This is a genomic window from Streptomyces sp. cmx-4-9 (assembly GCF_046548835.1).
GTDB lineage: Bacteria > Actinomycetota > Actinomycetes > Streptomycetales > Streptomycetaceae > Streptomyces.
Window position 1 is genome coordinate 15,861 of the sequence record NZ_JAEBEE010000017.1, and the last position, 23,432, is coordinate 39,292.

A 23,432-nucleotide genomic window follows, 5' to 3' on the forward strand; every position below is an offset into this window, starting at 1 on the left:
GCGACAGCCAGCACCACACCAGTGGAAGTTCATCAAAAGCCGTCAGCACCAGCAGAACTGGCTTGCCGTCAAAAGACGATCCTGGGAATGGTGGTGCGGGGCTGTCGTGGGCTGTGCCCGGTCGGGGCTGCCTGCCGGATTCACCGGCCGGCGCCCTCCCGCGCGCCACCCGCTGCGTGCGCACCGACCGCTTCCCGCGCGCCACTTGCCTCATGTGCTTCGTGGCTTCGAGGCCGCCGATGTGAGGGCGGGCCGTCGGGCGCAGGACCGGTCGTGTTCGTAGTCCTTGCCGGTCTCGGCGCGGTAGGGCAGGGGCGTTTGGGTGCAGAGGGGTCTGCAGGCGGGCAGTGAAAGCTTCCTACGCGGTCTATGCGGTCTACGCGGTCTACGCGGTGGCGGCCGCGGTGGCGTCGGCGGCGTTCGGCGGAGGCGATGGGCAGCGGATCCGGTGCGTCCATGCCAGCGGAGAAGTAGGTGCCGTGCTCGGGGACCGGCGGGCCCGACCGGTACACAGCGTGGGAGCGGCGTCGGCGACCAGCAGACGCCCCTGGTGGCCGGGGCAGTGTGCGGCCGTGACCACGTGGACCCCAGCCCATGGCGCACAGGTTGCACTGCTCCTCAAGGTGGGCGTACAGCCAGAACGTGTGAATGCGGGCATCGCTGCCAGGGCCGGGCCGCCTCCTTCCCCGCCACCGCACCCCGCCGCCCCGGTACGCCGCCCGGGCAGGGCCGGGCTCATGCGCCGCTGCGCCCGCCAGGTCCTGCATCGCCGCGCCTGTGGCTGTTGCCGTCGGGGCCGGGCCGCAGGTCCAGCATGTCCAGGAGCGCGGCCAGGTCGTCGGGGCCGGTGGTGCGGGAGGCGACCGTTCCGTGGGCCGCCCGCTCGCGGTGCAGGGCGCCGCCCGGGGAGGCGGTTTCCTCGCGCCGGGGCCGGCCGCCCTTGCGGCCCGGGTACGAGCGGTGCTCGCAGGCGCCCGCGCACACCGCGCCCGGGCCCGCCAGAGGGCGGCGCCGGGTGCGGCGGGTGACGGCGGCCCAGGTCTGCGCCAGCAGGCGCGGCCCGGCCGCGTCCGGCGCCAATAGGCCGAGCAGGCGCAGCGGGGGACCGGCGCAGGCGCGCCCGGGGTCGTGACGGGCGTCTGCCATGGTGCTCCTCGTCGTTCCCGGCGGCACCCGCAGCCGTACCCGTACCGGTACGCATGGCCGTACCTGCAGCCCCAGCCGTATATGTGGCTGCGGGGCCGGCAGCGTCGGTCGGGTGGGCCGGGTGCCGTGGATCGTTGGGTCAGCGGGTCAGCGGGTCAGCGGGTCAGCGGGTCAGCGGGTCAGCGGGTTGGGTGGATCGGGTGGAGGACGGCTCGTGGGGGGCCCGGTGGCCGTCCTCCGGGGGAGGGAGGGGGCGGGTCAGAGGGTGCGCGTGATGGCTTTGACGCGGGCGGCCGTGCTCGCCGTGGCTGCCTCGACGGGGCGCTGGACGGCCCGTACCGGGTGCCGGTGGTCGAGGGCGTGCCGGGAGCGGTAGGCCAGGGAGGGCTTGCCGTGGGTGTCGGCGGCGGCGATGAGCAGCCCTCCCAGTGCGGAGAGGTCGGTCAGGAAGTGGGCCCGGCTGCGGGCGCGTTCCTCCGGGTCCTCCACGGTCCAGAACGCGTGGGCGCTCAGGGTGGTCGGCACCAGTGTCGCGGCGAGGGCGAGCGCGGACAGGCGCGGGGCGCGGCCCGTTGCGAACAGCAGGCCGGCTCCGGCCTGGACGGCGCTGGTGATGCGTACGAGCTTGAGCGGGTCTCCGGCCAGCGCCGGGATGCGTTCCCCGACGGCCCTGACGACGGGTCCGGCGAGGTCGGCCACGGCATCGGGGCGGCGCAGGGTGCGCAGCCCGCCGGTGACGAACGGGGCGGCCAGCAGGGGACGGGCGAGCTTTCGAAGGACAGCCATGCCCCGCTGTTGCCCCGGCTCGGCCGGTCCATCCGGCCCGGCCCCGACGATCACCACCCGACCCCAACGATCACCACCCGCCCCGAACGATCACCACCCGGCCCGAGCGATCACCTCCCGCCCCCCCCGACGATCACCTCCCCGCCCAGGCGATGACCGCCCGGCCCACCGCACCCGCCTGCCCGGCCCGCCGCACCCGCCTCCCGGGACCGCCCAGTCCCGGACGCCCGGCAACCGGTCGTCGGCGGGGTGCGGCAGCCGGACATGGAAGGCCGGGCAGCCGGTCGGAAGGCGGGGTTCGGCAGCCGGGGGAGGGCCTGGGAGGGGGGCGGCGGGTCAGGCCAGGGGCTTGTCCAGTACGGCCTTGCGGTGGCTGAAGGCCTCCAGGGAGTAGCGGCCGTGGTAGCTACCCATGCCGCTCTCGCCGACGCCGCCGAAGGGCAGGTCGGACACCGTGAGGTGGGCCACGGGCAGGCCGAACGCCAGCGCGCCCGAGGAGGTCTCCCGGGTCAGGCGTTCGCGGGTGGTGTCGGACTCGGTGAAGGCGTACAGGGCGAGCGGCTTGTCGCGGTCGCGGATGAAGGCGATGGCCTCGTCGAGTCCGGCGACCTCCACCAGGGGCAGGATCGGGCCGAAGATCTCCTCGCTCATGACGGGGGAGCCGGCTGCCACCTCCGCGAGCACGGTCGGGGCGATGTAGCGGGCGGCGCGGTCGTGGGCGCCGCCGGTGACGGTGCGCCCGGAGCCGAGCAGGCCCGTCAGCCGGTCGAAGTGCCGCTCGTTGACGATCCGCCCGTACTGGGGCGACAGGGCGGCGTCCTCGCCGTACAGGGCGGCCACCGCCCGGACGAGGGCGCTCTCCAGCTCCCGGGCGGTCGCCGGGTCGGTCAGTACGTAGTCGGGGGCCACGCACGTCTGCCCGGCGTTCATGAACTTGGCGGCCGCCAGGCGGGCGGCCACCACGTCCAGGTCCGTGCCGCGGTCGACGAAGACGGGCGACTTCCCGCCGAGTTCGAGCGTGACGGGCGTCAAGTGCTCGGCGGCGGCCCGCATGACGATCCGGCCGACCTTCCCGTTGCCGGTGTAGAAGACGTGGTCGAAGCGCTGCGCAAGCAGGTCGGTGGTCTCGGCGACCGCGCCCTCCACCACGGCGACCGCGTCACGGTCCAGGTAGCGGGGCAGGAGACCGGCGACGGCACGGGAGGTGGCGGGCGCCAGCTCGCTGGGCTTGGCCACGACGCAGTTGCCGGCGGCCAGCGCACCGACGACCGGGGCGAGCAGCAGCTGGACGGGGTAGTTCCAGGGGGCGATGACCAAGACCACCCCGAGCGGGTCCTGCACGGTGTGCGCGGCCGCCGGACTCAGCCGCTCCGGTACGGGCACGGGCTGCGGCTGCAGCCAGCCGGCCAGGTGCTCCAGGGTGTGGTCGATCTCCCGCACGGTGAAGTCGATCTCGGTGCGGTAGGCCTCCTGCCGGCTCTTGCCGAGGTCGGCGTGGAGCGCCGCGGCCAGCTCCTCGCCCCGCTCGGTCAGCAGCCGCCGCAGGGCCTCCAGCTGCCCGGTACGCCAGGCGAGCGGCTTGGTGCGGCCGGTGGCGAAGGTGGCGCGCAGCCGTGCGACGAGGTCGGCGGGCTGGGGTGCGGGCTGGTCCGACATGCATGGCTCCTTGAGAGGGTGCGCGGCGGGGAGAACGAAGACACCCCGCCATTCGATGTATATAGCAACTATCGGGTGGGCGGCATTCCCCGCAGCCCCGCGGGCGGGGCGGGCCCGCCTCGATCCTCCCCGGATGGCCGGCGGCAGGGCTGAGCCGGGTAGAGCGCACGCGCGGAAGAAGGGGCGGCTCAGGCCTGTGCCGGCCGGCCCGGGGGCGTCAGTCCGCCCGCTCCGGGTGGCGCTCCGGCTCCCCGCGGTGCCCCGGGGCTTCGGCGCGCTCCCGGCCGTCCTGGTGCTCGTTGTAGCGCAGCAGGTAGGCGGCGAAGCGGTCCAGGTCCTCGCCGTGCCAGTCGGCGAGCCGCTCGTGGAACATCACGCGCCGGCTCTCGGCCGCCTGGGCCAGGGCCGCGGCGCCCGCCGGGGTGAGCTCCAGCACGTGCACCCGGTGGTCCTCCGGGTCGGGACGGCGCCGGATGAGCCCGGCCCGCTCCAGCGCCGCGACCTGGCGGCTGACGGTCGACTTGTCCAGCGCGTAATGGGCGGCGAGGGCCGAGGCCCGGCAGTTCGGCCGCTCCTCCAGGTGGCTGAGGAGGGTGAAGGACACCAGGGAGAGCTCCGGATGCATCCGCGCGGCCGCCGACCGGGCGCGCCGGGCGAAGGAGGTCATCTCCCGCTGGATCGTCTCGATGGCAGCCTCCCGGCGTTCACCGTCCGGGCAGGCCGTGCCGGGTGGGTCCGTGGCCACGGCGACCTCCTCTCCGCTCGCATCTAGTTGTATGATACAACTTAAAGAGAAGTTGTATATGCCAACCATGTGTGGCGGGCCCGGCGGCACCCGGAAGGGCCGGGCAGGACCCGGGCAGGACCCCGGCACGACCCGGACAGAGCCGGGCGGCCCTGCGCAGGGCCGGCAGGACAAGCGGCGTCCTCCAACACCAGCCCGCCCGCCCCGCGCCCCGCCCGCCCGCTGCCCGCCACCCGCTGCCCGCCACTCCCCGCCCAGGCCAGCCGATACCGAAGGTCCTCCCCGCATGTCCGGTCGCACACCCGCCCACCCCACCCCGGCACCCGCCCACCCCACCACCGCCCCGGCAGCCGCCACCGCACCCCCCACCCCCGCTCACCCCGCCCCGGCGCCCGCCCACCCCACCGCTGCCGCCCACCCCACCGCTGCCGCGCACCCCGCGCTACGCCACGTCCTGACGCACCTGCTGACCCCGCTGCTGATGTGCCTGGGCATGGGGCTCGCCTACCTGGGCGCCTTCGTCCACCCCGAACCCCACCACCTGCCCGTGGCCGTCGTCGGTGAGGGCCCCGGCGCCCTGGTCTTCGCCCAGACCGTCAAGGACAACGCCGGTGACGCCCTCGACGTACGCACCCTCGCCCACCGCGCCGACGCGGTGGACGCCGTCAAGGACCGCCGCATCACCGCCGCCTACCTGCCGAGCCCGACCCGGCCCGAACTCATCGTCGCCACCGCCGCCTCCGACACGGGCGCCACCGTGGCACAGAAGATCTTCACCCCGGTCGCCGCCCGCCAGGGCGCCCCGCTCGAGGTCACCGACGTCGTCCCCACCGTCGACGACGACCCGACCGGCCAGGGACTGTTCTTCCTGCTCGTCGCGGTCAGCATCGGCTCCTACGCCTCGGTGGCGGTCCTCGGCGGCGCCGGCGCCGCACTGCGCATGCGCAGCCGCGCCCTGCTCGTCCTCGCCGTCTCGGGCGTCGTCAGCGCGATCGGCGCCCTGCTCGCCGGACCGGTCTTCCACCTCGCCCACCACGGTCTGGCCGCCGTATGGGGGCTGAGCTGGCTCTACTCCGCAGGCATCCTCTTCATCGGCGTCGGCCTGCACACCTTCCTCAAGCGCTGGACGACGCTGGCCATGATGCTGCTCTTCGTCATGCTCAACTTCACCAGCTCCGGCGGACTCTTCCGCCCCGAACTGCAGAACGGCTTCTTCGGCTCCCTCCACGCCTTCTGGAACGGCGCCGGATACCTCGAAGGCCTGCGCAGCCTCCTCTACTTCGGCCACGACGGCCTCTCCGGCCACCTGGCCACCCTCCTCCTGTGGCTCCTCCCGGGCCTGCTGCTTACCAGCGCGGCCGCCCTCACCGAACGCCACCGCACCACCACCCCGAAGCAAAAGCAGGAACAGAAGCAGAAGCAAAAGCAGGAACAGAAGCAGAAGCAAGAACAAGAACAACAGGAACAGGAGGAGGAGATGGAGGAAGCGGTCGGCGTCTGACCCGCCCACGGCTACGCCCGGGCCGCCCCGGCGCCGCCCCCGAGTCGCCCCACGGCGTACCGGAACGCAGGATGGAGCAGGTGATGACGGTCTTGGTGGTCGGTGTGCCCGACGGCGAGCAGCTCGAACTGCTGCGCTCGGGCATCCAGCGCAACCCGCACTTCCGCGTCGTATCGCACGCCCACGACCCCGCTGTCGCCCTCGCACACGCCCGCGTCCTGCTCCCCGACATCACCGTCCTGTCGCTGCCCGCCGGCCTCGACCGCCTCGACGCCGCACCTGACGTCCTGCACGTGTTCCACGGGGTACGGGCCCTGGACCCCCCGAGCGCAGTGGTACTGCGCACCTCCGCCACCCGCGTACCCCGGGCGGTGTCGGGCCTCGCCGCCGAGGGAGCCGTCCACGTCGTACGCGAAAGCGACGCCGAAGCCCTGATGCGGGCCCTGCACGCGATCGGGCTGCGCCGGGCCAGCTGCGACCCGGACCCGATGCCCTGACCCCGGCCCCGCCCCCACCCCGGCCCCGCCCCACCCCGGCCCCACCGCGCTTCCCGCCCCCGGCGCTCGCGGGAGGCATGGCCCGGGCAGGCTGCGGGGGAGGGGCGGGCGGGCAGGGTGATGCGTCGGCGGTTCTCTGTCAAGTCCCGAGTTTTGGGGACATGTGCCCCCGGGGGTGCGGAGGCCTTAATGGAGTCATCCCGCTCCACCGCCTCCCACTGAAGGAGAAAAACCCATGTTCCGCACTTCTCGTACGCAGCGTTTCGCCCTGGTCGCCGCATCGGCCGCGTTCGTCGGAGCGGGCACGCTCCTGCCCAGCAGCGCGTTCGCCGCCCCGGCGGCATCGCCGGCCGCCGCCAGCTCGGTCGCCACGAAGACCGCAGGTCACGTCGAGTACGCGAAGGGCGACCACGGCGACCATGACGGTCACAAGAAGAAGAGCAAGTGGGACGACAAGCACAAGAAGCAGACCAAGCACAACAAGAAGGGCAAGAACAGCAGCAAGCCCAAGGACGTCAAGAACATGCCGGGCTGCAAGTTCTACAAGGGCAAGGTCTACTGCGAGCACAAGCCCGAAGCCCCGAAGCCGGCCCCGGCCCCGGCACCGCCGAACCCGGCACCCGCCCCGCCCGCCCCCGCCCCCGCCCCCGCGCCCGCGCCGCCGGCTCCGGCGCCCGCCCCGCCGGCCCCGGCTCCCGCTCCCGGCGGGTGACCCCGGGCGACCTGACGCTCGGCCCGGGCTCCGCGGCACCGCCACGGAGCCCGCAGCCGTGCGACACGCCACCTGCGACCTGGATGCCAGCCTCGGCCGGCATCGGCTGACACGGTCAGCGCCGGGTCGCACCACCACGCCCGCACCCCACCCGCCCGCGCCCCACCCGCCCGCACCCCCACCACCCCCACCCCACCCCCACCCCACGCCCACCCGCCCGCACCCCCACCCCGGCCCCATCCCCCGCCCCGGCCCCATCCCCCTTCCCCCTTCCACCTTCCCCGGCCGTAGGACCCCGGCTGTCGGCCGTGTCCCGCCTGTCGCCGTATCCAGGCGCCGGGTTGCGCTGACCGGGCGTCCTGGCCACCCACGATCGGGTGGGTCGCGGCGCGCCCCCACCCGATCCCCGGGAACGGGACAAGCGTGGCGCACATGAACACCGTCGTCCGCCGCCGCGGCCCCGCCGTCTGCCTCGCCCTCTCCGCAGCGCTCCTGGCCGGAGCCTGCGGCGGAAACAGCAAGGACCCCGTCACCTCCGCCCCCCTGGCACCCTCCTCCCCCCAGGCCAGCCGGTCGGGCAGCGCCTCGCTGACCCAGGACCAGCGCGAACGCATGCTCCTGGTCCCCGCCGCCAAGATCCAGTGGAACCAGGCCGCGGACACCGCCGTACGCGACGTCGCCGGGAGCAGACTCGTCGAGATCGAACTGACCACCTCCCGCACCACCCCTGCCGCCACCACGGCCCCCGCCACGACGGCAAACCCCACCACGCCAAGCCCCGCCACGACGCCAAGCCCCGCGACGCCAAGCCCTTCCCCGTCACAGGCCGCTGCCGCCCCGGTCTGGGACGTCACGGTCGCCACCGCGGACGGCACCCAGCACGATGTCCAGGTCGACGCCGTCACGGGAAAGGTCACCCGCTCGCGGGTCGAGCCCGGACAGGACGCCGACGACAAGAGCGAACTCGCCGCACAACTCAAGGCAGCGACGACCCCCGCACCCCAGGCCGTCACGACCGCCACGAGCCACAAGCAGGGCACCGTCACCGCCGTGGAACTCGACGACGACCAGTGGTCCGTCGACATCGTCACCCCCGACGACTGGAACAAGACCACCTACGACATCGACGCAGCCAAGGGCACCGTCGTACGCGAACACGTCGACCGCGACTGACCCGCCGCCCCAGGACAGCCGACGGATGCAACCACCGCCCGTCGGCCAACTCGGCTCAGGTGCCGCGCGCCCCCAACCAACCGTCAGCAAGCCTCTCGGCAGCAAAGACATCGTCCACGCCCGGCAGGCGCACGACGTGCACGAGACCCCCGCCCGCCACCACCCCCACCGGCGACGGCCAACAAGGCGGCGAACCGGCGCCAACCCACCGTGGTTGCCCTCCTCGAAGGCCAGGACAACCCACCCCCCTGGAGCACGCCCTCTGCGACGCCGGACACCCCGGACTGCCCCTCAACGCCCGAAGGACCCGCTGCCGGGGCACGGACGACGCCGCCCGGCGACGCCACGCAGGCAGAGACAGTAATGAGGCTGTGACCTGCCGACATTCAGTACGGCCCTTGCTGATCACTAGGGTTCGTCCGTGTCGAACAACGATCAGATACCCGCGGGCGGCACCGGACCGGACGACGACGAGTGGAACGACTTCGTCCGACGCTGGGAGGAACAGCAACTCCCCGCCCAGCCCGCACCGGCACCGGCACCGGAATCCGTACCCGCACCCCGGTCCCGGCGGGTGTGGCCGCTGCACCTGACGCTCGCGCTGGTAGCCGCAGGCGCCGCCTTCGCAATCCTGCAGTACACCGGAACACCACCGGCCAGCAGCCCCCACACCCACGCCCAAACCCACACCGACACCCCCACCCCCACCGACACCAAAGCCCCCACCCACGACAGCGCCAGCAGCAAAGGCGCCGACAGCAACAGCCAAGACAACACCGACCACCACGACAGCTACAGCGCGGCGCCTGCCGGGCCCGCCGGCACCCGGCCGATGGCGCCGCTCGCCGACCTGTTCCCGGCCCGGGTCGAGGACCCCTCCGGTACCACCTTCACCCGCCTGGGCTCGACCGTCATGAAGTCCTGCACCGAACCGGGCAGTGTCGGCCCCCGACTGGCCGCCATGATCGATGACAGTGCCGGCTGCATCGGCGAGCAGATCGCCCTCTACAAGGACGACCGCAACAACCAGTTCAACCTGGCCGTCTTCACGATGAAAGACCCCCAGGACACCGTGACCGTGATGACGGAGCTGACGATGGCCTTCGACGACTACCAGGTCGCCGCACAGGCCCCGCCTCCCGGATCGGGTCTGCCGGCCCTGCCCGCGGACAGCGGCCTCGTCCAGGCCTTCACCGGCCACGGCCGGGTCATGGTGGTGTCCATGGGCCAGTGGTCCGACGGCCGCACCGCCGACTTCCAGCAACTCGTGGACCGCATGAAACCGCTCTACGACACGGTCTCCCGGAAAGCCGCCGCCCACGAGGCTGCGGGCTGACACCCCGCCGGAACGGCGAAAGCATCCCGACGCGGCAGGGAGCAGTACCGTACGGCGTCCAGCGCCCCGCATTCCCCGGTCCGCCCGCCCCACCGCACGACCACACCGCCACGCGAGGCCGCGAGGCCGCCGCGAGGCCGCTCAGCAGAACTGCTTCACCGCCTGCGCGGCCCCGGCGGTGTAGCCCTTCTCGTAGTTCGGGTCGACCGCGGTCAGACCCGGGTTGGCCTTCTGCTTGCAGTCCTGGCGCAGGTCGGCGAAGCCGTCCTTGAAGCCCTTGCGGAACTGGCCCTGGGCGTCCTTTTGCCCGGACTCCTTGGCGGAGCCGCAACTGACCTCACCGGTGCCGCTCTGCGTGGCCGTGTACGAGCCGGCCGGCAGGTTCGCGACGCCGAAGCTGCCACTGCCCGTGACATTGGCGGTGAAGGTCTTGCCCGTCGAACCCTCGACGAGGACCTTGGTCTTCGGCTTGAAGCCCGAGCCGTTCACCGTGACCTTGGCGCCGTTGTGCTGCGTCTTGACCAGGCAGCTTGCGTCGGGCACGGCGGCATGTGCCGAGGACACCGCCAACCCCACCGCCCCGAGACCGAGTGAGGAGACCAACAAGGGGGTGAGCACGGCGAGTCGAGTCCGGGTGTTCATCTGTAGTTCCTCCCGCTCTGAAGCGGAGCTGCCGAGAAGAATGGGCGCCGGCGCGCACCGCACCGGACCGGGCCGCCGCGCACCGGACCGGTGCCCGGCACCCAGCCGCACACACCCGCCCCCGGTACGCAGACACACACAGGGCCGAGCCCCACTGCGGGCGCGCAGGCGGCGCCCCCGTACCCCCTCTGCGGTGAACAGCCATCCCGCTCACCAAGGGCAGTGACCCTCCCATCGTCCCGCCGCGCCACACCGGTGTCGACCGGGACCGGGGACCGACCGTCGGGGCGAGACCGACCGCACGCGACGGGCCGGGGGAGGGGGGACGGGGGACGGGGGACGGGGCCGACCGTACGCACGGCAGAGGACGGGAGCCGGGCGAGGGGCAGAACCGCGTGCCAGGGTGCGCCTCGGGGCATACGCCCCGGGACAACAGGAGGCACCCATGGCCCGATCCCGGCCCCGCCGCCGACCCTGCACCGGCAGCCGCGGTGCCGTCCGCACCCCTCTCACCGCCGCCGCCGTGCTCGCCGTCACTGCGGCCGCCGCCGTGGCCGGCTGCTCGATACAGGAGGCCGTCTGCCGCGGCGGCGAGTACCCCGTCATGACCGTGGGGGACACCGGTTCGGCCTGCGTCCCGGACGGCGAAGAACCATCTGAGGGCTACACGCGCCACCCCGAAGGCAAACTCCCCCGCACGGTCGACGACACCTGGGACCGCTACTGGCGCACCCACACCCACACCCTCGACGAGAAGGGAAACATCCTCGACGCCCCGGCCCCGCGGTAGCGGGCACCGCCCCCGCGGCGGACGGCACCGGCCGGACCCCATACCGCACAAGCGGGTTGATCCGCCGGAGCCGCCACGACGAACCCCGGCCCGTCTGGGCCGGCTACGAGAGCCGGTCCAGACGGGCCAGGGGAACTGCAAGAAAAAGGGGAGAGCGGAACGGGGGAGGGAGAGGAGAAGGAGAAGCTGCGCGTCAGTTCTGGACGTCCTCGTTGAACCTGTTCGAGCAGTCCTGCTTCTCCTGCTGCGTCTGCGCGCTGTCCAGGCAGGACCGCAGGTCCTTGCCCTCGTCGGAGTTGAGGATGGACACCCCGACGCCGACCAGGATGCCCGCGATGACCACGCTCACCGAGCCCAGGACCAGGCCGGTGATGGCCATACCGCGGCCCCCAGCACCCCCGCGGGCTCTGCGCAGGGCGGCTATGCCCAGACCGATGGCCACCAAGGCCAGCGGAATGCCCACGAACCACAGCCACAGCAGCAACAGGGACGCGATACCGGTGACCAGCGCGGCCACGGCCAGGCCGTTGCGCCCCGTGGCGGGCGCGGAAGCGGGGGAGGGGTGGGCACTGGTGCCGGTGCCGTCCGGGGAACGGTACGCGTCGGACATGGATGGGTCCCTTCATCGATCGGCCGGTGGGCAACTTCCCTGCAAAGCAGTGATGTTCAGCCCGTCTGCCACAGACCCGCCCCCGCAAACCCACCTACCCGCCTACCCACCAGCCCGCCTACCCGCCCGGGAGCTTCAGCCGCGGGGGCTGCTGATGTGCTCGGGCTGGATCACGAACACCACACGGACCTGGTCACGGCCGCCGTACCAGGGGTAGGGGCCGCCGAGGTATTTCTGCGCGAGCTCCTCGATGTGGGCGTCGGCTCCCTCGGTGGTCACGCGCAGCACCCGCCCCCGGATCTGGACGTAGGAGGCAGGCTCCGCCGGGTCGGCGACCGCGACGGCCACCCGCGGATCCCGGGCGATGTTCCGGGTCTTCTGATGCGAGGCCACACTGTTGATCAACACGTGTTCCCCGTCGGTGTCGATCCACGTCTGGGTCAGCTGGGGAGAGCCGTCGGGCATCGACGTCGCGATGTAGCAGGTACTGGGGCGCCGCAGCAGCGCCACCACGCTGCCGCCTCCACGGCCCCCGCTGGCCCCTGGACTACCTCTTCGCCCGCCAGGCCGCCCGCATCCCCCGACCGGCCGACGTCCTCTTCGTCGAGCACGAATGCTACGACTGGCGCGCCCTGGACGAACTGGCCGTGGCCGCCTACTGGACCGGCGCGTACGAGGAGTCCGCCCAGTGCGCCCGGCGTCTGCTGGAGGAGGGCAGGCTCCCCGCCGGGGAACACGAGCGCGTGAGCCGCAACCTGGCCTTCGCCCAGGACAAACTCACCCCCCAGCCCCTCGTCGACGCCTAACCCACCGCACCCGCCACCCCCCCCGCACCGGGAACCGGCCCGCACCCACCCCCAGGACGCCGCCCAGGACGCCGCCCAGGACATCGCCCAGGGCCCCCAGGACGCCCCCGCCCCCCACCCCCCGAGCCCCCCGGCCGGCCCCGGGCGCCCCCTGCCCCCTCCCGGCTACCCGAAGGGAGCACCCCCGGGCAGCCCGCCCCGCACCCTCAGACCATCACCAGCAGCCGCGTCTGCGGCACCAGCTTCCGGTTCACGCTCGTGCTCTGCACGAAAATCGTGAACTCGTCATTGTGGTCAGGCTTGACCCGGACCTCCGTATTCGGCAGCCCGAGCACCGCCCTCGCCTGCGGACCCGTATACACCCGGTCCGTCTTCTTCTCCAGTACCGCAATCTGCTTCTGCGCCTGGATCTTCTCCGACTTGCTCAGCTGGTAGAACGCGCAACCGGTGCGGTACGTGTGTCCACTTTCGACGACCCAGTCCCGGATCGCCGCTTCCCGGGCCACCGGAATCAACTGGTATTCGGCCGCATTCACCGGCGTCAGGCCGGCCGCCTCGATGGATTTCTTGTTCACCGTCTCGGCACCCGTGGAGAACACCGCCCGCGATCCCCGGATGCCCTTGGTTCGGCCCACCATGAACTTCTCGGTGGCCTGCTGGATGACCTGCCCAGCCTCCTCCAGCCCCTGCGTGCTCGTGGCATCCCAGATGGCGATGTTGTTCTTCGGGAAACCGCACTGCATGGCCTCCCGCTTGCCCATCTGATCCGGCACGAGAACAGCCAGAGTCCAGTTGTCCTGCTGCGTCTCGACCAGCTCGGCCACCGCCTGAACCAAGGCACGCGCACTCTTCACCGGCGCATCGGGGCAGCGGTGACTGGCGTTCTCCTGACCATCGGTCAGCACGAACGTCAGGAAGCTGTGGTCACCGTAGAGCTGCGCCGTCTGCGCCAACTCCCGCTGCGACTTCAGCGTCGCCGCCAGCAGAGCCGTCATCCCGCCCGTCCGGTACATCTGCTTCAAGGACGGCATCCGCAGCACGTCCTTGTCGTAGATGACGCACTCCACCGTGTCCGCGAACACATACACCGTGACGCGGGTCTCCTGGTCCAATTCCTTCGACCGGCGCGCCAGATACGAGATCTGCTGATCGGCGACCTCGACGACCTTGCGACTCAGATGCGACATCGAAGAACTCGCATCCAGCACCAGAGCAACGTGGTTGATGTAATTCTGAACCCCGGACATGAATGCTCCCCCTCTTCCCGAACTGATACTCCAATCCTCCCAGCCACCACTGACAATCGACCCCGAACCCGCCCCCGCCCACCCCCGCGGCACCACCCCCGCCCCACCGACCACCGGCCCGGCCACCGACCAACGACCGCCGGCCCAGCCACCGGCCGCCGACCACCCCCTGCCCCGACCCTGACCCACCCCCGGCTACCAGCCCCCGGTTGCCGGCCGCCGTGAACGGGCAGCCTCACCAGGGCCGTACCACCGGCGGCCGGCGGACACAGGAGGTGGCCGATGGAACAAAGGGTCCAGGTACCACCCGACGAGCACGGCGTACGCGTCGTCATCTGCAGCGGCGAGTTCGACGCCGACACCCTCGGCCCACTGGAGACGGCCGTCGAAGCCGCCGTCCACGACCCCACCGTGCAGCGGATCGTCCTGGACGTCACCGCCGTGGAGTTCGCAGACTCCACCTTCCTCACCCTCATGCTGCGCCTGCTGCACACCGGCCGCCTCGTCCTCGTCGGCCCCGCCTCACGACGCCTGAACCGGGTCTTCGACCTCACCCAGGCCGGAGACCTCTTCACCGTCGTCGACAGCGTGGACGCCGCCCGCCGCCTCTGAACCCGCCACACCGGCAACCGTCCAGCCGCACACCACAGCAGCCGGCACGCCCACGCACGAGCCCGCGCCCACGCCCGCTCCGGCCAACCGGACGCTGAACGCGCTCACACGAACGCCACCACACCCGCCCACACCCCACACCCCAAACCCCAAACCCCCGAACCCCACACCGCACGGCACCCGGCAAAGATCGGCCGGGGCCGGAACACGGCCGGCCCCGATGCATGGAACAGCCCCGGCCGGACACACGTAAGCCAACTAACGCGCACACCACCGCAGTCGAGCCCATCCGCCCGACGCACACCGAGGAAGTGAGACGTCATGCCGCTGACTTTCCGCAAGAGCTTCCAGATCCTGCCCGGCGTCCGGCTCAACATCAACCGCAAGTCCTGGTCGATCACCACCGGCGGCGGCAAGCACGGACCCCGCCACACCCACAGCAGCACCGGACGCCGCACCACCTCCATGGACCTGCCGGGCCCCTTCGGCTGGCGCAAGACCACCCGCGGCTGACCCCCGCCCCTGCAGCAGGCCCCCGAACCCCCGGCCCACCCCGCCGGGGGTTCGCCGCATCCCCGCCGGAACGAGCACAAGCACCGAACCAGCGGAGCAGCGCACCCCGCACGGCCCCGACGACACCTCACCCACAAACACCCGCCGAACCAGTCGCCAGGACAACAGGTGCGGCAACACCCGTCCTTGATCCGAAGATCATCGTGTTGCAGGGTGAAGCATGCAGAGTCAGAGCCTTCCCACCTACGTACTCGTTCACGGGGCCTTCGCGAACTCGTTCTCCTTCGCACCCCTGCAAGGCGAACTCGCCCTCCTGGGCCACCGCTCCGTCGCCGTCGACCTCCCCGGCCACGGGTTCGAAGCCACCTTCCCCGCGGCCTACCAGGCTCCCCAACTGCCCGACGAACTCGCCGCGGAACCAGGAACCCTCAAGGGGGTGACCCTCGCCGACAACACCGCCCGCGTGATCGACGTCCTGGAGCGGGCCCGACGCAACGGCCCCACCCTCCTCGTCGCCCACAGCAGGGGCGGCATCACCGCCACCGCCGTCGCCAACGCCCGCCCCGAACTGATCGACCGCATCGTCTACGTCTCCGCCTGGTGCCCCGTCGACCTGGACGTGAACGCCTACTACGCCCAGCCCGAGATGGCGGACGTCGACATGGCAGGCTTCGCCGGCGCCCTCGTCGCCAACCCGGCCGAACTCGGCGTGCTGCGCACCAACTTCCGCACCGCCGACCCGGCCGCACTCACCGCGCTCAAACGCGCCCTCGCCGCCGACCTCACCGACGACGAGTTCCGGGCCTTCCTGAACACCTTCCAGCCCGACGAAAACCTCGACACCGGAACGTCAGCCGACCGCGCCCAGGCCGCGACCTGGGGCCGGATCCCCAAAACGTACGTACGCCTGGCCGCCGACGCCAGCATCCCGCCCGCCGCACAGGACCGCATGATCCGCGAAGCCGACGCCCTCACCCCAGACAACCCCTTCGACGTCCGCACACTCCAAGGCAGCCACCTGCACTGGCTGACCCACCCCCGAGCCGCCGCCGCCCTCCTCGCCACCCTCACCACCTGACCCGCCACCCCAAGGCACCCACCCGGCACCCACCCGGCACCCACCCGGCACCCACCCGGCACCCGCCCGCCACCCACCCCGAGCCCCCGGCCACCGCCCCGCCCCACGACGGCTGACTCGACCCCGACCACACCCCGACTACGACTTCGGTCGCACACGGAACACGCCCCGGACGAGCCTGCAGTCGCACACGAGAGCGACCAGGGGCCGACGCGGCAGCGCATACCCGCGCCGAGGATGACCGGGTGAGCCAAACCATCACAGGGCTGCACCTGTCCCCCCTGGAAGTCCTTGCCGTACTGGGAGCCCTCGCGCTGGTGGCAGCGCGTTGGCTTCCCCCCGCCGCCCGCACGCCCCTCACGATCACGGCCGGCTCCCTCTGCACCCTGGCCCTGGGAGCACTGGCCCTGGGTGGCCCCGGCGTCTTGGGCACGGCAGACGCGGTGGGCATTCGCTGGCAGATGCTGCCGGTGGCGGCCGGCGCCGCCCTCGCCCTGCCCTTCGCCGCCCTCCCCCTCCTGCGCCGCCGCCCCGGCCGGCCGGCGAGGCGGGCCCCCTGGTGGCTGGCACTGCCCGGATCCCTCCTCTGCACCACCCTGATCGCCACCGGGCCGGCAGCCGCCTGGGCCTTCCCCGTCCCCGCATTCCCCGAACCCACCGGCCGCTTCGCCGTCGGCACCCGCGTCATGCAGTGGACCGACCCGCAGCGCCCCGAGACCGCAACCGACGACCCCGACGACCGGCGCACCGTCGTCACCCAACTCTGGTACCCCGCAGACAAGCACCCCGCAAACGCACCACGGGCCCCCTACCTCGGCCGCACACCCCAGGAAGCACGCACCGTCTCCCAGGCTTTGGCCCGCTACACCGGCCTTCCCGCCTTCCTCATCGACGGCGTCCCACGCGCCCGCACCCACTCGGTCTTCAACGCCCCACCGGCCCGAACCGGCGAACGCTTCCCCGTCGTCCTGTTCTCTCCCGGGCTGGGCGGAGTACGCACCCAGAACACCGCATGGGCCGAGGAACTGGCCGCCAACGGCTACGTCGTCGCCGCCCTCGACCACCCCTACGACTCCGCCGCCGTCGTCCTCACCGACGGCCGCACGATCAACACCCGGATCACCGCGACCGGCGACGACGGGGAAGACAACAGACGCGCCACCGAGACCACCGCCATCCGCGCCGCCGACCTAAGCTTCACGCTCACCCAACTCGACCACCTGAACAGAGCGGACGGCCAAGGCCAGGGCCAGACCACGGACCCGCTGACCGGACGCCTGGACACCACACGCACCGCGGTCACCGGCCACTCCCTCGGCGGCGGCGCAGCCCTCCAAGCCGCCCGTCAAGACCCCCGGTTCGCCGCCGTCATCGACCTGGACGGCTACCCCCGAGACCCCGACCCCCGCCCCTTCCCCCAGCCTGCCCTCGCCCTCACCCAGGCCATCACCGCGGACACCGACCCCCGCTACCTGCCCCGCCTGACCGAAACACTCCAGCTCAGCACCGCCACGAGCTACCGGCTCACCATCCCGGGAGCCGCCCACCTCACCTTCACCGACGCCCCCCTGTACCTGCCCCCGATACCCTCCCTGGCCGGCACCCTGGGCCGCACCGAAAGCCCCCGCACCGTCGCCGCAACCACACTCGCCTTCCTGAACACCACCCTGCGCCACCAAGACATCGACCTCCCCGCCACACTTGTGGCCTACGGCGACCTCACCACCCACCGCCCGGACCCCCACCCCTGACCCTCAACACCACCCCGCCACCGCCGCCAACCCCGAGTGGGCGGTCCATATGGAACTCCACCCACCGGCGGGCACTTTGGAAACCAGCCCTCCCCGGGGTGTCGAGAACGCGCCACCGGCTCCGTCCCCGCTATAACCGATGGCCGGTGACACCGAAAAAGAGGGAGAACCGTCATGACGCTCCAGCGGATGGACAACGTCGGCATCGTCGTCGAGGACCTGGCGGCCGCCGTCGCGTTCTTCACCGAACTCGGCCTGGAGGTCGAAGGCACAGCACAGATCGAGGGCCTCTTCGCGGACCAGTCCGTCGGCCTCGACGGAGTCCGCAGCGACATCGCGATGATGCGGACCCCGGACGGCCACGGCAAGCTCGAACTCGCCCAGTACCACGCCCCCGCGGCGATCACCGCAACGCCGCACGACCCGCCACCGAACACGCTGGGCCTGCACCGGGTCATGTACGCCGTCGACGACATCGACGACACCCTCGCCCGCCTGCGCCCCCACGGCGCCGAACTGATCGGCGAGGTGGCCCGGTACCAGGACATCTACCGCCTCTGCTACCTCCGCGGCCCCTCAGGCATCCTCCTGGCCCTGGCCGAAGAAATCAGCTGAAGCCCCCACACCCCTGCCCGCTCCAAGGCGTCCTGGAATCCACACAGCAACGGAGGCGATCTCCCCTTCGGTTTCAAGGAGGCGAACAGCCACGCCGTCCTCGACACCCCCGGCCCCGCCCCTCAAGACCGCATCACCGTCACCCCGCTCGCCCCAACCGTCAAGGGTGGCGGACTCCTACACACCGGAGGAGGCCGGCATTCCAGGCGCCCTGAGAGAGACCGGGGGACTCTGGACGTCTCCTCATGTTCATGTGATGATCAGTTTCATGAGTGCTATCCGAAAGGCTTATGCCGCGTAGGCGGCCTGGCGCGCTGCGCGCGCATCGAGTGGTACCGCGACCGCTGTGTGGGGGAGCCGGACTTTGGTGGGAAGAGTTCCCCACGCTGTGGCCCTCGCACATAGAGGGGCTTTCTTCCCGGACGGTTTCCGCGATTCATCGCGAGGAATGCCGGCGCCCATATGACGAGGGGTTGTGGCCTGGAGCGACTAGCGCCGCACTCCAAACCTACCGTGGGTTCCTGACCCGTCCGGGCCGCTATCTGTATCTGCGACATGCCTACTGTCCTTGTCAGGACTGTGATCGCGGGACGAACGTTGCTTTGGCACGGGATCTCTTGGAGCTCACCGTGCACAGGCTCCCTCCCCGTCCGCGTCGGGACCTGGAAGCCTTGTTGGCACGACTGGATGACGAGCTGTGGCGCAGGACCCTCCCGGATCCGTTCGCCTACCGGCAGTCGCATCGGCGGGGAGGCTGGTGGCACTGGCGTCTATATGACACGACCGACCTTCTGTGACGCTTCGACCCACGGAATGCCCATGGCCGAACGACCGAATGTTTTCCATGACCGTGAGCAGCGCACAGATGAAGACCAGCGGGCGCCGGGAAGGCACGTGAAGTAATTCTTCCCATCCCTGGGCAAGCATTCCTTGCGTTCAACGGTAGCCATCTGCCGGCTTGACCGCATTCGCCCACAGCTGCAAGCTACGTCCGCCTCGCCCCAAACCCCGCCCTGTGTGCACGGTCCACTACCGGCGCCCATGGGCTGCACCCGGACCTGAGCGGATGCACGGGTAGCCGCCCGACTATGGCCTGCGCAGACTCCAGCCCCCAGGCTCGGCGTCAGAGCCAGCCCAGCAGTCAGACAGCGCAACCAAATGGATGGTCGCTTACTCCCATCCACCACCCCGGATCGGTAGCCACCTCCCTCAGGAGCTGCTCCACGTGCCCGCGCCCGGGCATAACCGCCGCGCCCGGCCCCCTTCAGGTACCGCGCGAGGCCTTCGACATCCCCGTGCCCGATGACGGTTGTGTCAGCTGCTCACGGCCTTGGGTTTCCCTGGAGGCGGGGGGTGGACAGGGATGGCGGTGTTGATCATCCTCGGAGAGATTGGTGGAAGCCTGAGCGGTCGGCAGAGCGGCGTTGTGAAAGTGGCTCAACGAAGAGAAGGAGTACGGGTTCATCACGCCCCAGTCGGGTGATGACCTCTTCGTCAAGGGCAGGCCGCCACCTTCGTCGCTACCCGAGGGCAGAACGGCATGCAGGCCGAAGAGGTCCAGATCGCATAACGCCGACCGCACTCACCAGGGGGCGCTCGCCCACTCCACTCCTGGCTGAGCGAATGCGGCGAGCTGCCCGTCATCAAGCCGGTCGCGGCGCCGGCGTTCGTTGGAGAGCCATACTCCGGTGCGGTGGGCGGCCCCGTCGGGGAGGCCAGGTGGGCGCTTTCGTCCAGGAGCTGGGCGAGGTAGGCGCAGTGCCCGGCCAGTCTCCTGGCCACCCCGAAGTGGCGGGGTTCCCGTCCTCGTCGATGCGGACAGGGCCGCGGCCCGTCGTTCGCCGCGCACCGCGTCCCTTCCCGAGCCACCGGACCGGCGTACGTTCGTCAGCCACTGCCCGATCTGCACGTCCAGGATGGCCGCGCTCCGTGGCGCCAAGGTTCCGTGCAGCGCGCGGAGTACGCCTGCGCGGCGGCGGGCTCTGTTCGAAGGCGACGTCCGCGGTGTCCCACACGATCCCGAACCCTTCAGCTCGGCCGCCGCGCTCCGTTTATCTGCCCGACCCTGAACGTCCGGCGCTGGCCGGCGATCGCCCCAGCGGGTACGTCCCCTTGGTGTGCTCCTAGGAGACCTGGAGGTCTCCCTCGCGCTCTCGGTATGGAGGGCCCGCCTCGATGTCCTGACGCCAGTCCTGCCGCCCGGTGTTGAAGACCTGGTAGCTGATCCACTTCGCGATCAGGACCGGATCCCGGCCGAGGAGCCGATGTAGTACCCACGCTCCCATCCGGTCACACCTTTTGGAGCGAATGCGCCCACTTTCGCATGAACTCACATATTCGTCACTCTCCGTAACGTTTCTGCTTTTTAGGGTGCGGCTTGAGGGGTGAGTCACTCGGCGAACCCCACACCGTCCTCCAAGGGGTCAACTGATCATGACCACGCCTGTCGTCGACATCTGGGGTCCTACCGCTCCCGAACCCCGATCCGTTTCCCCCGCCCCGGAGCCTCACGATGAGTGGGAGCTCCCCGGTGGGACGGCCTGGGTCTTCTACAGCCCGCTGAACCGCAGGCAGCTCATCCGGCCGGTCATCCTCTCCGATGGCTTTTCCGGCGGCCCGAGCAGCCTGGACCAGCTCTGGGCGGGCCTGGAGGAGAACGGGGACTACCGCTTCGTCTCCGAGCTCCACGCAACCGGCCGGGACGTGATCATCCTGGGCTACGACAACCGGGCGGCATCGATCACGGCGAACGCGGACATCGTCATCGACTGCATCCGCCGCACCCTTGCCGAGCGGGTGGGACGGTCGAAACTGGTCGTGGGCGGTTTCAGCATGGGCGGACTCGTCACCCGCTACGCGCTGGCGAAGATGGAGCAGGACCCCGCCCTCCCGGACCACGAGACGTCCCTGTACCTCTCCTACGACACCCCGCACCAGGGCGCATGGCTGCCTGTCTCCCTGCAGGCATTCACCCACTTCGCAGCAGACAACTGGGGCGAGGTCCCCCTCGTGGGCGAGAAGCTGCGCCAGTTCTCGGCGCTGCTCAACAGCCCCGCCGCACGCCAGATGGCGCGCTGGCACCTGGAGAAGGCCAGCGGCACCGTAAAGGAGGACCGCGAGCGGATCGAGTTCCTCCGGGCGCTCGAAGAGCTCGGCGGCTGGCCGCGGTCCGTCCGTAAGATCGGCGTCGCCAACGGCGTGGAGACCGGCAACGGCAACGGCATCAAGCCCGACATGACCGCCGTGCGGGCCGACGGTACAACACTCGTCGACACGTGGCTCAAGACCCAGGCAACCGGCGACCAGGAAGTCGCCCGCCTACAGAAGAAGGGCGGTGAGGCGCTCCTGGTCCGCACCAGCGGACTGCCCGACATCGACGGCGCCCCCGGCGGCCTGTTCACCGCCCCCTCCGAGCAGGGCGACCCCGGCAGCTTCGGCCTCGTCGCGCTCCTCAGCAGGCTGCTCGGCAACACCGTGGACCCAGACGTCATCACCACGTCCTGCTTCATCCCGTCCATCAGCGCCCTCGCCGCCGGCGACATCAGCGACCCGAAGGCGCTCTACCAGCCGATCACGCCCGACAACAGCGAGCTCGACGCCTTCCTGGCCGCCGGCCGCAACGAGGGCCATACCACCATGACCGAAGAACTCGGCGCATGGATCGTGAACGAGGTCGCCGCCGGCTGATCCCCCCTCCGGGGTCGGGCGAGCTCCCATAAGCCCGCCCGCCCCCGGGCTTCGCTGGCCGAGCCCGACCGCTCCTCATGGACCCCAAAGACGACATCAGCTACAGACTCCAACTGCTCTGAGGCTGCGCAGCCGTACCGTCTTATCCGCTGGCTGTGCAAGCACGGCCACGTCCCGGTGCACCTGCATTCCGTCACAGTGCTGCTCCTCGTCGGGGGCGGGTGCAGCGCGGCGGGCCGCCCTTGTGTGCGGGGCAGCCGTCGTACGGGTGGCGCCGGGTGGACAGCCGTATGCAGCTGCAATGGCGCAGGGCAATTTTGGCGTGGCGGAGGCGGGAGCGGACGGCATCGGGGGAGATGTCGGGGCGCAGGCAGTTCGGACCCAGACGACCCTGGCTCCAGAATCTATCCATCACTCTAAAATGAAGCATTGGAGATGGTTCCCCCCGGGCGCGTTCGTCCGTGGCTTCCTGCCTCGCCCGCCTCAATGCCAGGCCGGTGCCAGTTCCCAGGCCCAGGAAGCAGAGCCGACGTCCCCCTAGCCTGGATCACGGAGCAGGCCTTCAAGCCCTGAAGCCGGACCGGAAGCTGGGCGGAAGCGAAGCGCACACCAAGAGTGAAGCGATAGCCCGGGCCTTTGCCAGGGACGATGGGCCCGGCGGGGTAGCTTGTGCGCGATAACGGCGGGGCAGGTAGCGCAGTGGACAACGCGCCTCCCTTCAACGGGGCCTGACGCCGGTTCGAATCCGGTCCTGTCCGCGCCACCGTGTGCGTCCCTTCAGGGCGGTTAACAGAAATGGAGAGCCCCGGAGTCCGTCCATAGCCAGCCGTCCGGGCGGCGGGCCGTCCTTGCGGCGAGGCCGGAATGGCCAGGGTGGAAAAAGCGAAGCTGACCCATCCCAACGGGCCGAAAGCCTGGTTGTGGCCTGTCTCGGCGGCGTGTAATCGCTGGTTCTTCTGTGAGACCGGTGGGGGAGGCTGAACAGGTAGCAACCGTGTGGAGAGAAGAGGAGCTGTACATGGAGGACGACGAGGTTATGGCCCAGGCGAAGGATCAGGCGTCGAAGGAGCCAGCAGCCCCGAAGGGCAGTCAGACACTGGAGAAAAAGACGATCAAAGGGCAGGTCATCACGCACACGATCGTGAAGCCATTGCGGGATGAGACGGGCTGACTACCCCTTTCGCTCGACCTGTTGGTCCCGCAGGCCAGCAGGCCGAGCGGGACCCGGCCCCTCCGCTCCCGCTGGCTGGACCGCGAAGCGGTCCCTTGTCCTGGAGGCGAAGCCGGAGGGACCGGGGTGGGAGCGGAGCGGACACCGCATCGGGCCAAAGGCCCGGACCCCGTGAAACGGGGTCAGCTTCGGGGGAGCGCAGCGGACCCGAAGCCGTCCGCAGCGAAGCGGAGGACTCCGCCCGAAGGGCCGGCCATGGCTCGGAGCGAAGCGGAGAGCCGGGCCCGAAGGGCCCCGGGCGAGCGCAGCGAGGCCGTTCGGTCCTGAGCGCGCAGCGCTCAGGTACCCGCTCCGCGGG

General features: G+C 71.1%; 22 protein-coding genes and 1 pseudogene. 15 read left to right on the top strand and 8 right to left on the bottom strand.

Translation table 11 applies throughout. The annotated features are described in order from the left end of the window. Positions 1–735 precede the first annotated feature (735 nt). The 4 genes from ACLJTM_RS34170 to ACLJTM_RS34185 form a co-directional block, all read right to left on the bottom strand. Positions 736–1,146 carry a hypothetical protein gene (locus ACLJTM_RS34170; RefSeq protein ID WP_411107714.1) on the bottom strand — a complete coding sequence of 137 codons (411 nt, stop codon included), beginning with the start codon at positions 1,144–1,146 and terminating at the stop codon, positions 736–738. 258 nt (positions 1,147–1,404) lie between these two features. Then, complete coding sequence (locus ACLJTM_RS34175) at positions 1,405–1,932, bottom strand: DoxX family membrane protein (protein ID WP_411107715.1); 528 nt, start codon at positions 1,930–1,932, stop codon at positions 1,405–1,407. A gap of 336 nt (positions 1,933–2,268) precedes the next feature. Beyond that, a complete protein-coding gene (locus ACLJTM_RS34180; RefSeq protein ID WP_411107716.1) occupies positions 2,269–3,588 on the bottom strand; it encodes an aldehyde dehydrogenase family protein in 1,320 nt (439 codons plus the stop codon). Between the two features lie 217 nt (positions 3,589–3,805). Further along, positions 3,806–4,255, bottom strand: coding sequence for a MarR family winged helix-turn-helix transcriptional regulator (locus ACLJTM_RS34185; protein WP_411107736.1), 450 nt, complete (start codon positions 4,253–4,255; stop codon positions 3,806–3,808). A 559-nt stretch (positions 4,256–4,814) separates the two neighbouring features. Between ACLJTM_RS34185 and ACLJTM_RS34190 the strand changes: the two genes are divergently transcribed. The 5 genes from ACLJTM_RS34190 (at position 4,815) to ACLJTM_RS34210 (ending at position 9,552) form a co-directional block, all read left to right on the top strand. Next, entirely contained in the window at positions 4,815–5,834 is a 1,020-nt protein-coding gene (locus tag ACLJTM_RS34190; RefSeq protein WP_411107737.1) for a hypothetical protein, read from the top strand. A gap of 83 nt (positions 5,835–5,917) precedes the next feature. After that, on the top strand, positions 5,918–6,331 hold the full coding sequence (locus tag ACLJTM_RS34195) for a hypothetical protein (RefSeq protein WP_411107717.1): 414 nt from the start codon (positions 5,918–5,920) through the stop codon (positions 6,329–6,331). A gap of 235 nt (positions 6,332–6,566) precedes the next feature. Further along, positions 6,567–7,043 (top strand): hypothetical protein, encoded by a 477-nt coding sequence (locus ACLJTM_RS34200; RefSeq protein ID WP_411107719.1) that lies wholly within the window; start codon positions 6,567–6,569, stop codon positions 7,041–7,043. A gap of 432 nt (positions 7,044–7,475) precedes the next feature. Beyond that, positions 7,476–8,216 (top strand): PepSY domain-containing protein, encoded by a 741-nt coding sequence (locus ACLJTM_RS34205; protein WP_411107720.1) that lies wholly within the window; start codon positions 7,476–7,478, stop codon positions 8,214–8,216. Positions 8,217–8,637: 421 nt separating this feature from the next. Beyond that, the gene (locus tag ACLJTM_RS34210; protein ID WP_411107721.1) at positions 8,638–9,552 is read left to right on the top strand and encodes a hypothetical protein; all 915 of its coding nucleotides are present in this window, start codon (positions 8,638–8,640) and stop codon (positions 9,550–9,552) included. Between the two features lie 141 nt (positions 9,553–9,693). On the opposite strand, the gene ACLJTM_RS34215 is transcribed toward ACLJTM_RS34210, so the two are convergent. After that, positions 9,694–10,194 (bottom strand): hypothetical protein, encoded by a 501-nt coding sequence (locus tag ACLJTM_RS34215; protein WP_411107722.1) that lies wholly within the window; start codon positions 10,192–10,194, stop codon positions 9,694–9,696. A 445-nt stretch (positions 10,195–10,639) separates the two neighbouring features. Here ACLJTM_RS34215 and ACLJTM_RS34220 point away from each other — a divergent pair, with 445 nt between their 5' ends. Next, on the top strand, positions 10,640–10,984 hold the full coding sequence (locus tag ACLJTM_RS34220; protein WP_411107723.1) for an SCO0607 family lipoprotein: 345 nt from the start codon (positions 10,640–10,642) through the stop codon (positions 10,982–10,984). A 193-nt stretch (positions 10,985–11,177) separates the two neighbouring features. Here the strand turns inward: ACLJTM_RS34220 and ACLJTM_RS34225 are convergent, their stop codons facing one another. Beyond that, positions 11,178–11,594, bottom strand: coding sequence for a DUF4190 domain-containing protein (locus tag ACLJTM_RS34225; protein ID WP_411107724.1), 417 nt, complete (start codon positions 11,592–11,594; stop codon positions 11,178–11,180). A 135-nt stretch (positions 11,595–11,729) separates the two neighbouring features. After that, positions 11,730–12,107 carry a PPOX class F420-dependent oxidoreductase gene (locus ACLJTM_RS34230; protein ID WP_411107725.1) on the bottom strand — a complete coding sequence of 126 codons (378 nt, stop codon included), beginning with the start codon at positions 12,105–12,107 and terminating at the stop codon, positions 11,730–11,732. A 134-nt stretch (positions 12,108–12,241) separates the two neighbouring features. On the opposite strand from ACLJTM_RS34230, the gene ACLJTM_RS34235 reads away from it, so the two are divergent. After that, a complete protein-coding gene (locus ACLJTM_RS34235; RefSeq protein WP_411107726.1) occupies positions 12,242–12,400 on the top strand; it encodes a hypothetical protein in 159 nt (52 codons plus the stop codon). A 206-nt stretch (positions 12,401–12,606) separates the two neighbouring features. Here ACLJTM_RS34235 and ACLJTM_RS34240 read toward each other — a convergent pair whose 3' ends face one another. Next, the gene (locus ACLJTM_RS34240) at positions 12,607–13,647 is read right to left on the bottom strand and encodes a vWA domain-containing protein (RefSeq protein WP_411107727.1); all 1,041 of its coding nucleotides are present in this window, start codon (positions 13,645–13,647) and stop codon (positions 12,607–12,609) included. A 282-nt stretch (positions 13,648–13,929) separates the two neighbouring features. On the opposite strand from ACLJTM_RS34240, the gene ACLJTM_RS34245 reads away from it, so the two are divergent. From ACLJTM_RS34245 to ACLJTM_RS34280, 8 genes and pseudogenes are all read left to right on the top strand, one after another. Further along, entirely contained in the window at positions 13,930–14,259 is a 330-nt protein-coding gene (locus tag ACLJTM_RS34245; protein WP_411107728.1) for an STAS domain-containing protein, read from the top strand. A gap of 321 nt (positions 14,260–14,580) precedes the next feature. After that, positions 14,581–14,772, top strand: a complete 192-nt coding sequence (locus ACLJTM_RS34250) for a DUF4236 domain-containing protein (protein ID WP_411107729.1) — start codon at positions 14,581–14,583, stop codon at positions 14,770–14,772. 220 nt (positions 14,773–14,992) lie between these two features. After that, positions 14,993–15,850 carry an alpha/beta fold hydrolase gene (locus tag ACLJTM_RS34255; RefSeq protein WP_411107730.1) on the top strand — a complete coding sequence of 286 codons (858 nt, stop codon included), beginning with the start codon at positions 14,993–14,995 and terminating at the stop codon, positions 15,848–15,850. 245 nt (positions 15,851–16,095) lie between these two features. Next, on the top strand, positions 16,096–17,601 hold the full coding sequence (locus ACLJTM_RS34260) for an alpha/beta hydrolase family protein (RefSeq protein WP_411107731.1): 1,506 nt from the start codon (positions 16,096–16,098) through the stop codon (positions 17,599–17,601). A gap of 174 nt (positions 17,602–17,775) precedes the next feature. Further along, on the top strand, positions 17,776–18,216 hold the full coding sequence (locus ACLJTM_RS34265) for a VOC family protein (RefSeq protein ID WP_411107732.1): 441 nt from the start codon (positions 17,776–17,778) through the stop codon (positions 18,214–18,216). 1,402 nt (positions 18,217–19,618) lie between these two features. Further along, positions 19,619–19,786, top strand: a pseudogene (locus tag ACLJTM_RS34270) (cold-shock protein). An 863-nt stretch (positions 19,787–20,649) separates the two neighbouring features. Further along, a complete protein-coding gene (locus ACLJTM_RS34275) occupies positions 20,650–21,903 on the top strand; it encodes an esterase/lipase family protein (RefSeq protein ID WP_411107733.1) in 1,254 nt (417 codons plus the stop codon). Positions 21,904–22,921: 1,018 nt separating this feature from the next. Continuing rightward, complete coding sequence (locus ACLJTM_RS34280; protein ID WP_411107734.1) at positions 22,922–23,074, top strand: hypothetical protein; 153 nt, start codon at positions 22,922–22,924, stop codon at positions 23,072–23,074. Positions 23,075–23,432: the final 358 nt, after the last annotated feature.

What these genes read in the sequence shown, in the direction of transcription:
- ACLJTM_RS34170 (WP_411107714.1), bottom strand. Translation starts at nt 1,146, where the DNA reads ATGGCAGACGCCCGTCACGACCCCGGGCGCGCCTGCGCCGGTCCCCCG.
- ACLJTM_RS34175 (WP_411107715.1), bottom strand. Translation starts at nt 1,932, where the DNA reads ATGGCTGTCCTTCGAAAGCTCGCCCGTCCCCTGCTGGCCGCCCCGTTC.
- ACLJTM_RS34180 (WP_411107716.1), bottom strand. Translation starts at nt 3,588, where the DNA reads ATGTCGGACCAGCCCGCACCCCAGCCCGCCGACCTCGTCGCACGGCTG.
- ACLJTM_RS34185 (WP_411107736.1), bottom strand. Translation starts at nt 4,255, where the DNA reads ATGACCTCCTTCGCCCGGCGCGCCCGGTCGGCGGCCGCGCGGATGCAT.
- ACLJTM_RS34190 (WP_411107737.1), top strand. Translation starts at nt 4,815, where the DNA reads ATGTGCCTGGGCATGGGGCTCGCCTACCTGGGCGCCTTCGTCCACCCC.
- ACLJTM_RS34195 (WP_411107717.1), top strand. Translation starts at nt 5,918, where the DNA reads ATGACGGTCTTGGTGGTCGGTGTGCCCGACGGCGAGCAGCTCGAACTG.
- ACLJTM_RS34200 (WP_411107719.1), top strand. Translation starts at nt 6,567, where the DNA reads ATGTTCCGCACTTCTCGTACGCAGCGTTTCGCCCTGGTCGCCGCATCG.
- ACLJTM_RS34205 (WP_411107720.1), top strand. Translation starts at nt 7,476, where the DNA reads ATGAACACCGTCGTCCGCCGCCGCGGCCCCGCCGTCTGCCTCGCCCTC.
- ACLJTM_RS34215 (WP_411107722.1), bottom strand. Translation starts at nt 10,194, where the DNA reads ATGAACACCCGGACTCGACTCGCCGTGCTCACCCCCTTGTTGGTCTCC.
- ACLJTM_RS34220 (WP_411107723.1), top strand. Translation starts at nt 10,640, where the DNA reads ATGGCCCGATCCCGGCCCCGCCGCCGACCCTGCACCGGCAGCCGCGGT.
- ACLJTM_RS34225 (WP_411107724.1), bottom strand. Translation starts at nt 11,594, where the DNA reads ATGTCCGACGCGTACCGTTCCCCGGACGGCACCGGCACCAGTGCCCAC.
- ACLJTM_RS34240 (WP_411107727.1), bottom strand. Translation starts at nt 13,647, where the DNA reads ATGTCCGGGGTTCAGAATTACATCAACCACGTTGCTCTGGTGCTGGAT.
- ACLJTM_RS34245 (WP_411107728.1), top strand. Translation starts at nt 13,930, where the DNA reads ATGGAACAAAGGGTCCAGGTACCACCCGACGAGCACGGCGTACGCGTC.
- ACLJTM_RS34250 (WP_411107729.1), top strand. Translation starts at nt 14,581, where the DNA reads ATGCCGCTGACTTTCCGCAAGAGCTTCCAGATCCTGCCCGGCGTCCGG.
- ACLJTM_RS34255 (WP_411107730.1), top strand. Translation starts at nt 14,993, where the DNA reads ATGCAGAGTCAGAGCCTTCCCACCTACGTACTCGTTCACGGGGCCTTC.
- ACLJTM_RS34265 (WP_411107732.1), top strand. Translation starts at nt 17,776, where the DNA reads ATGACGCTCCAGCGGATGGACAACGTCGGCATCGTCGTCGAGGACCTG.
- ACLJTM_RS34275 (WP_411107733.1), top strand. Translation starts at nt 20,650, where the DNA reads ATGACCACGCCTGTCGTCGACATCTGGGGTCCTACCGCTCCCGAACCC.
- ACLJTM_RS34280 (WP_411107734.1), top strand. Translation starts at nt 22,922, where the DNA reads ATGGAGGACGACGAGGTTATGGCCCAGGCGAAGGATCAGGCGTCGAAG.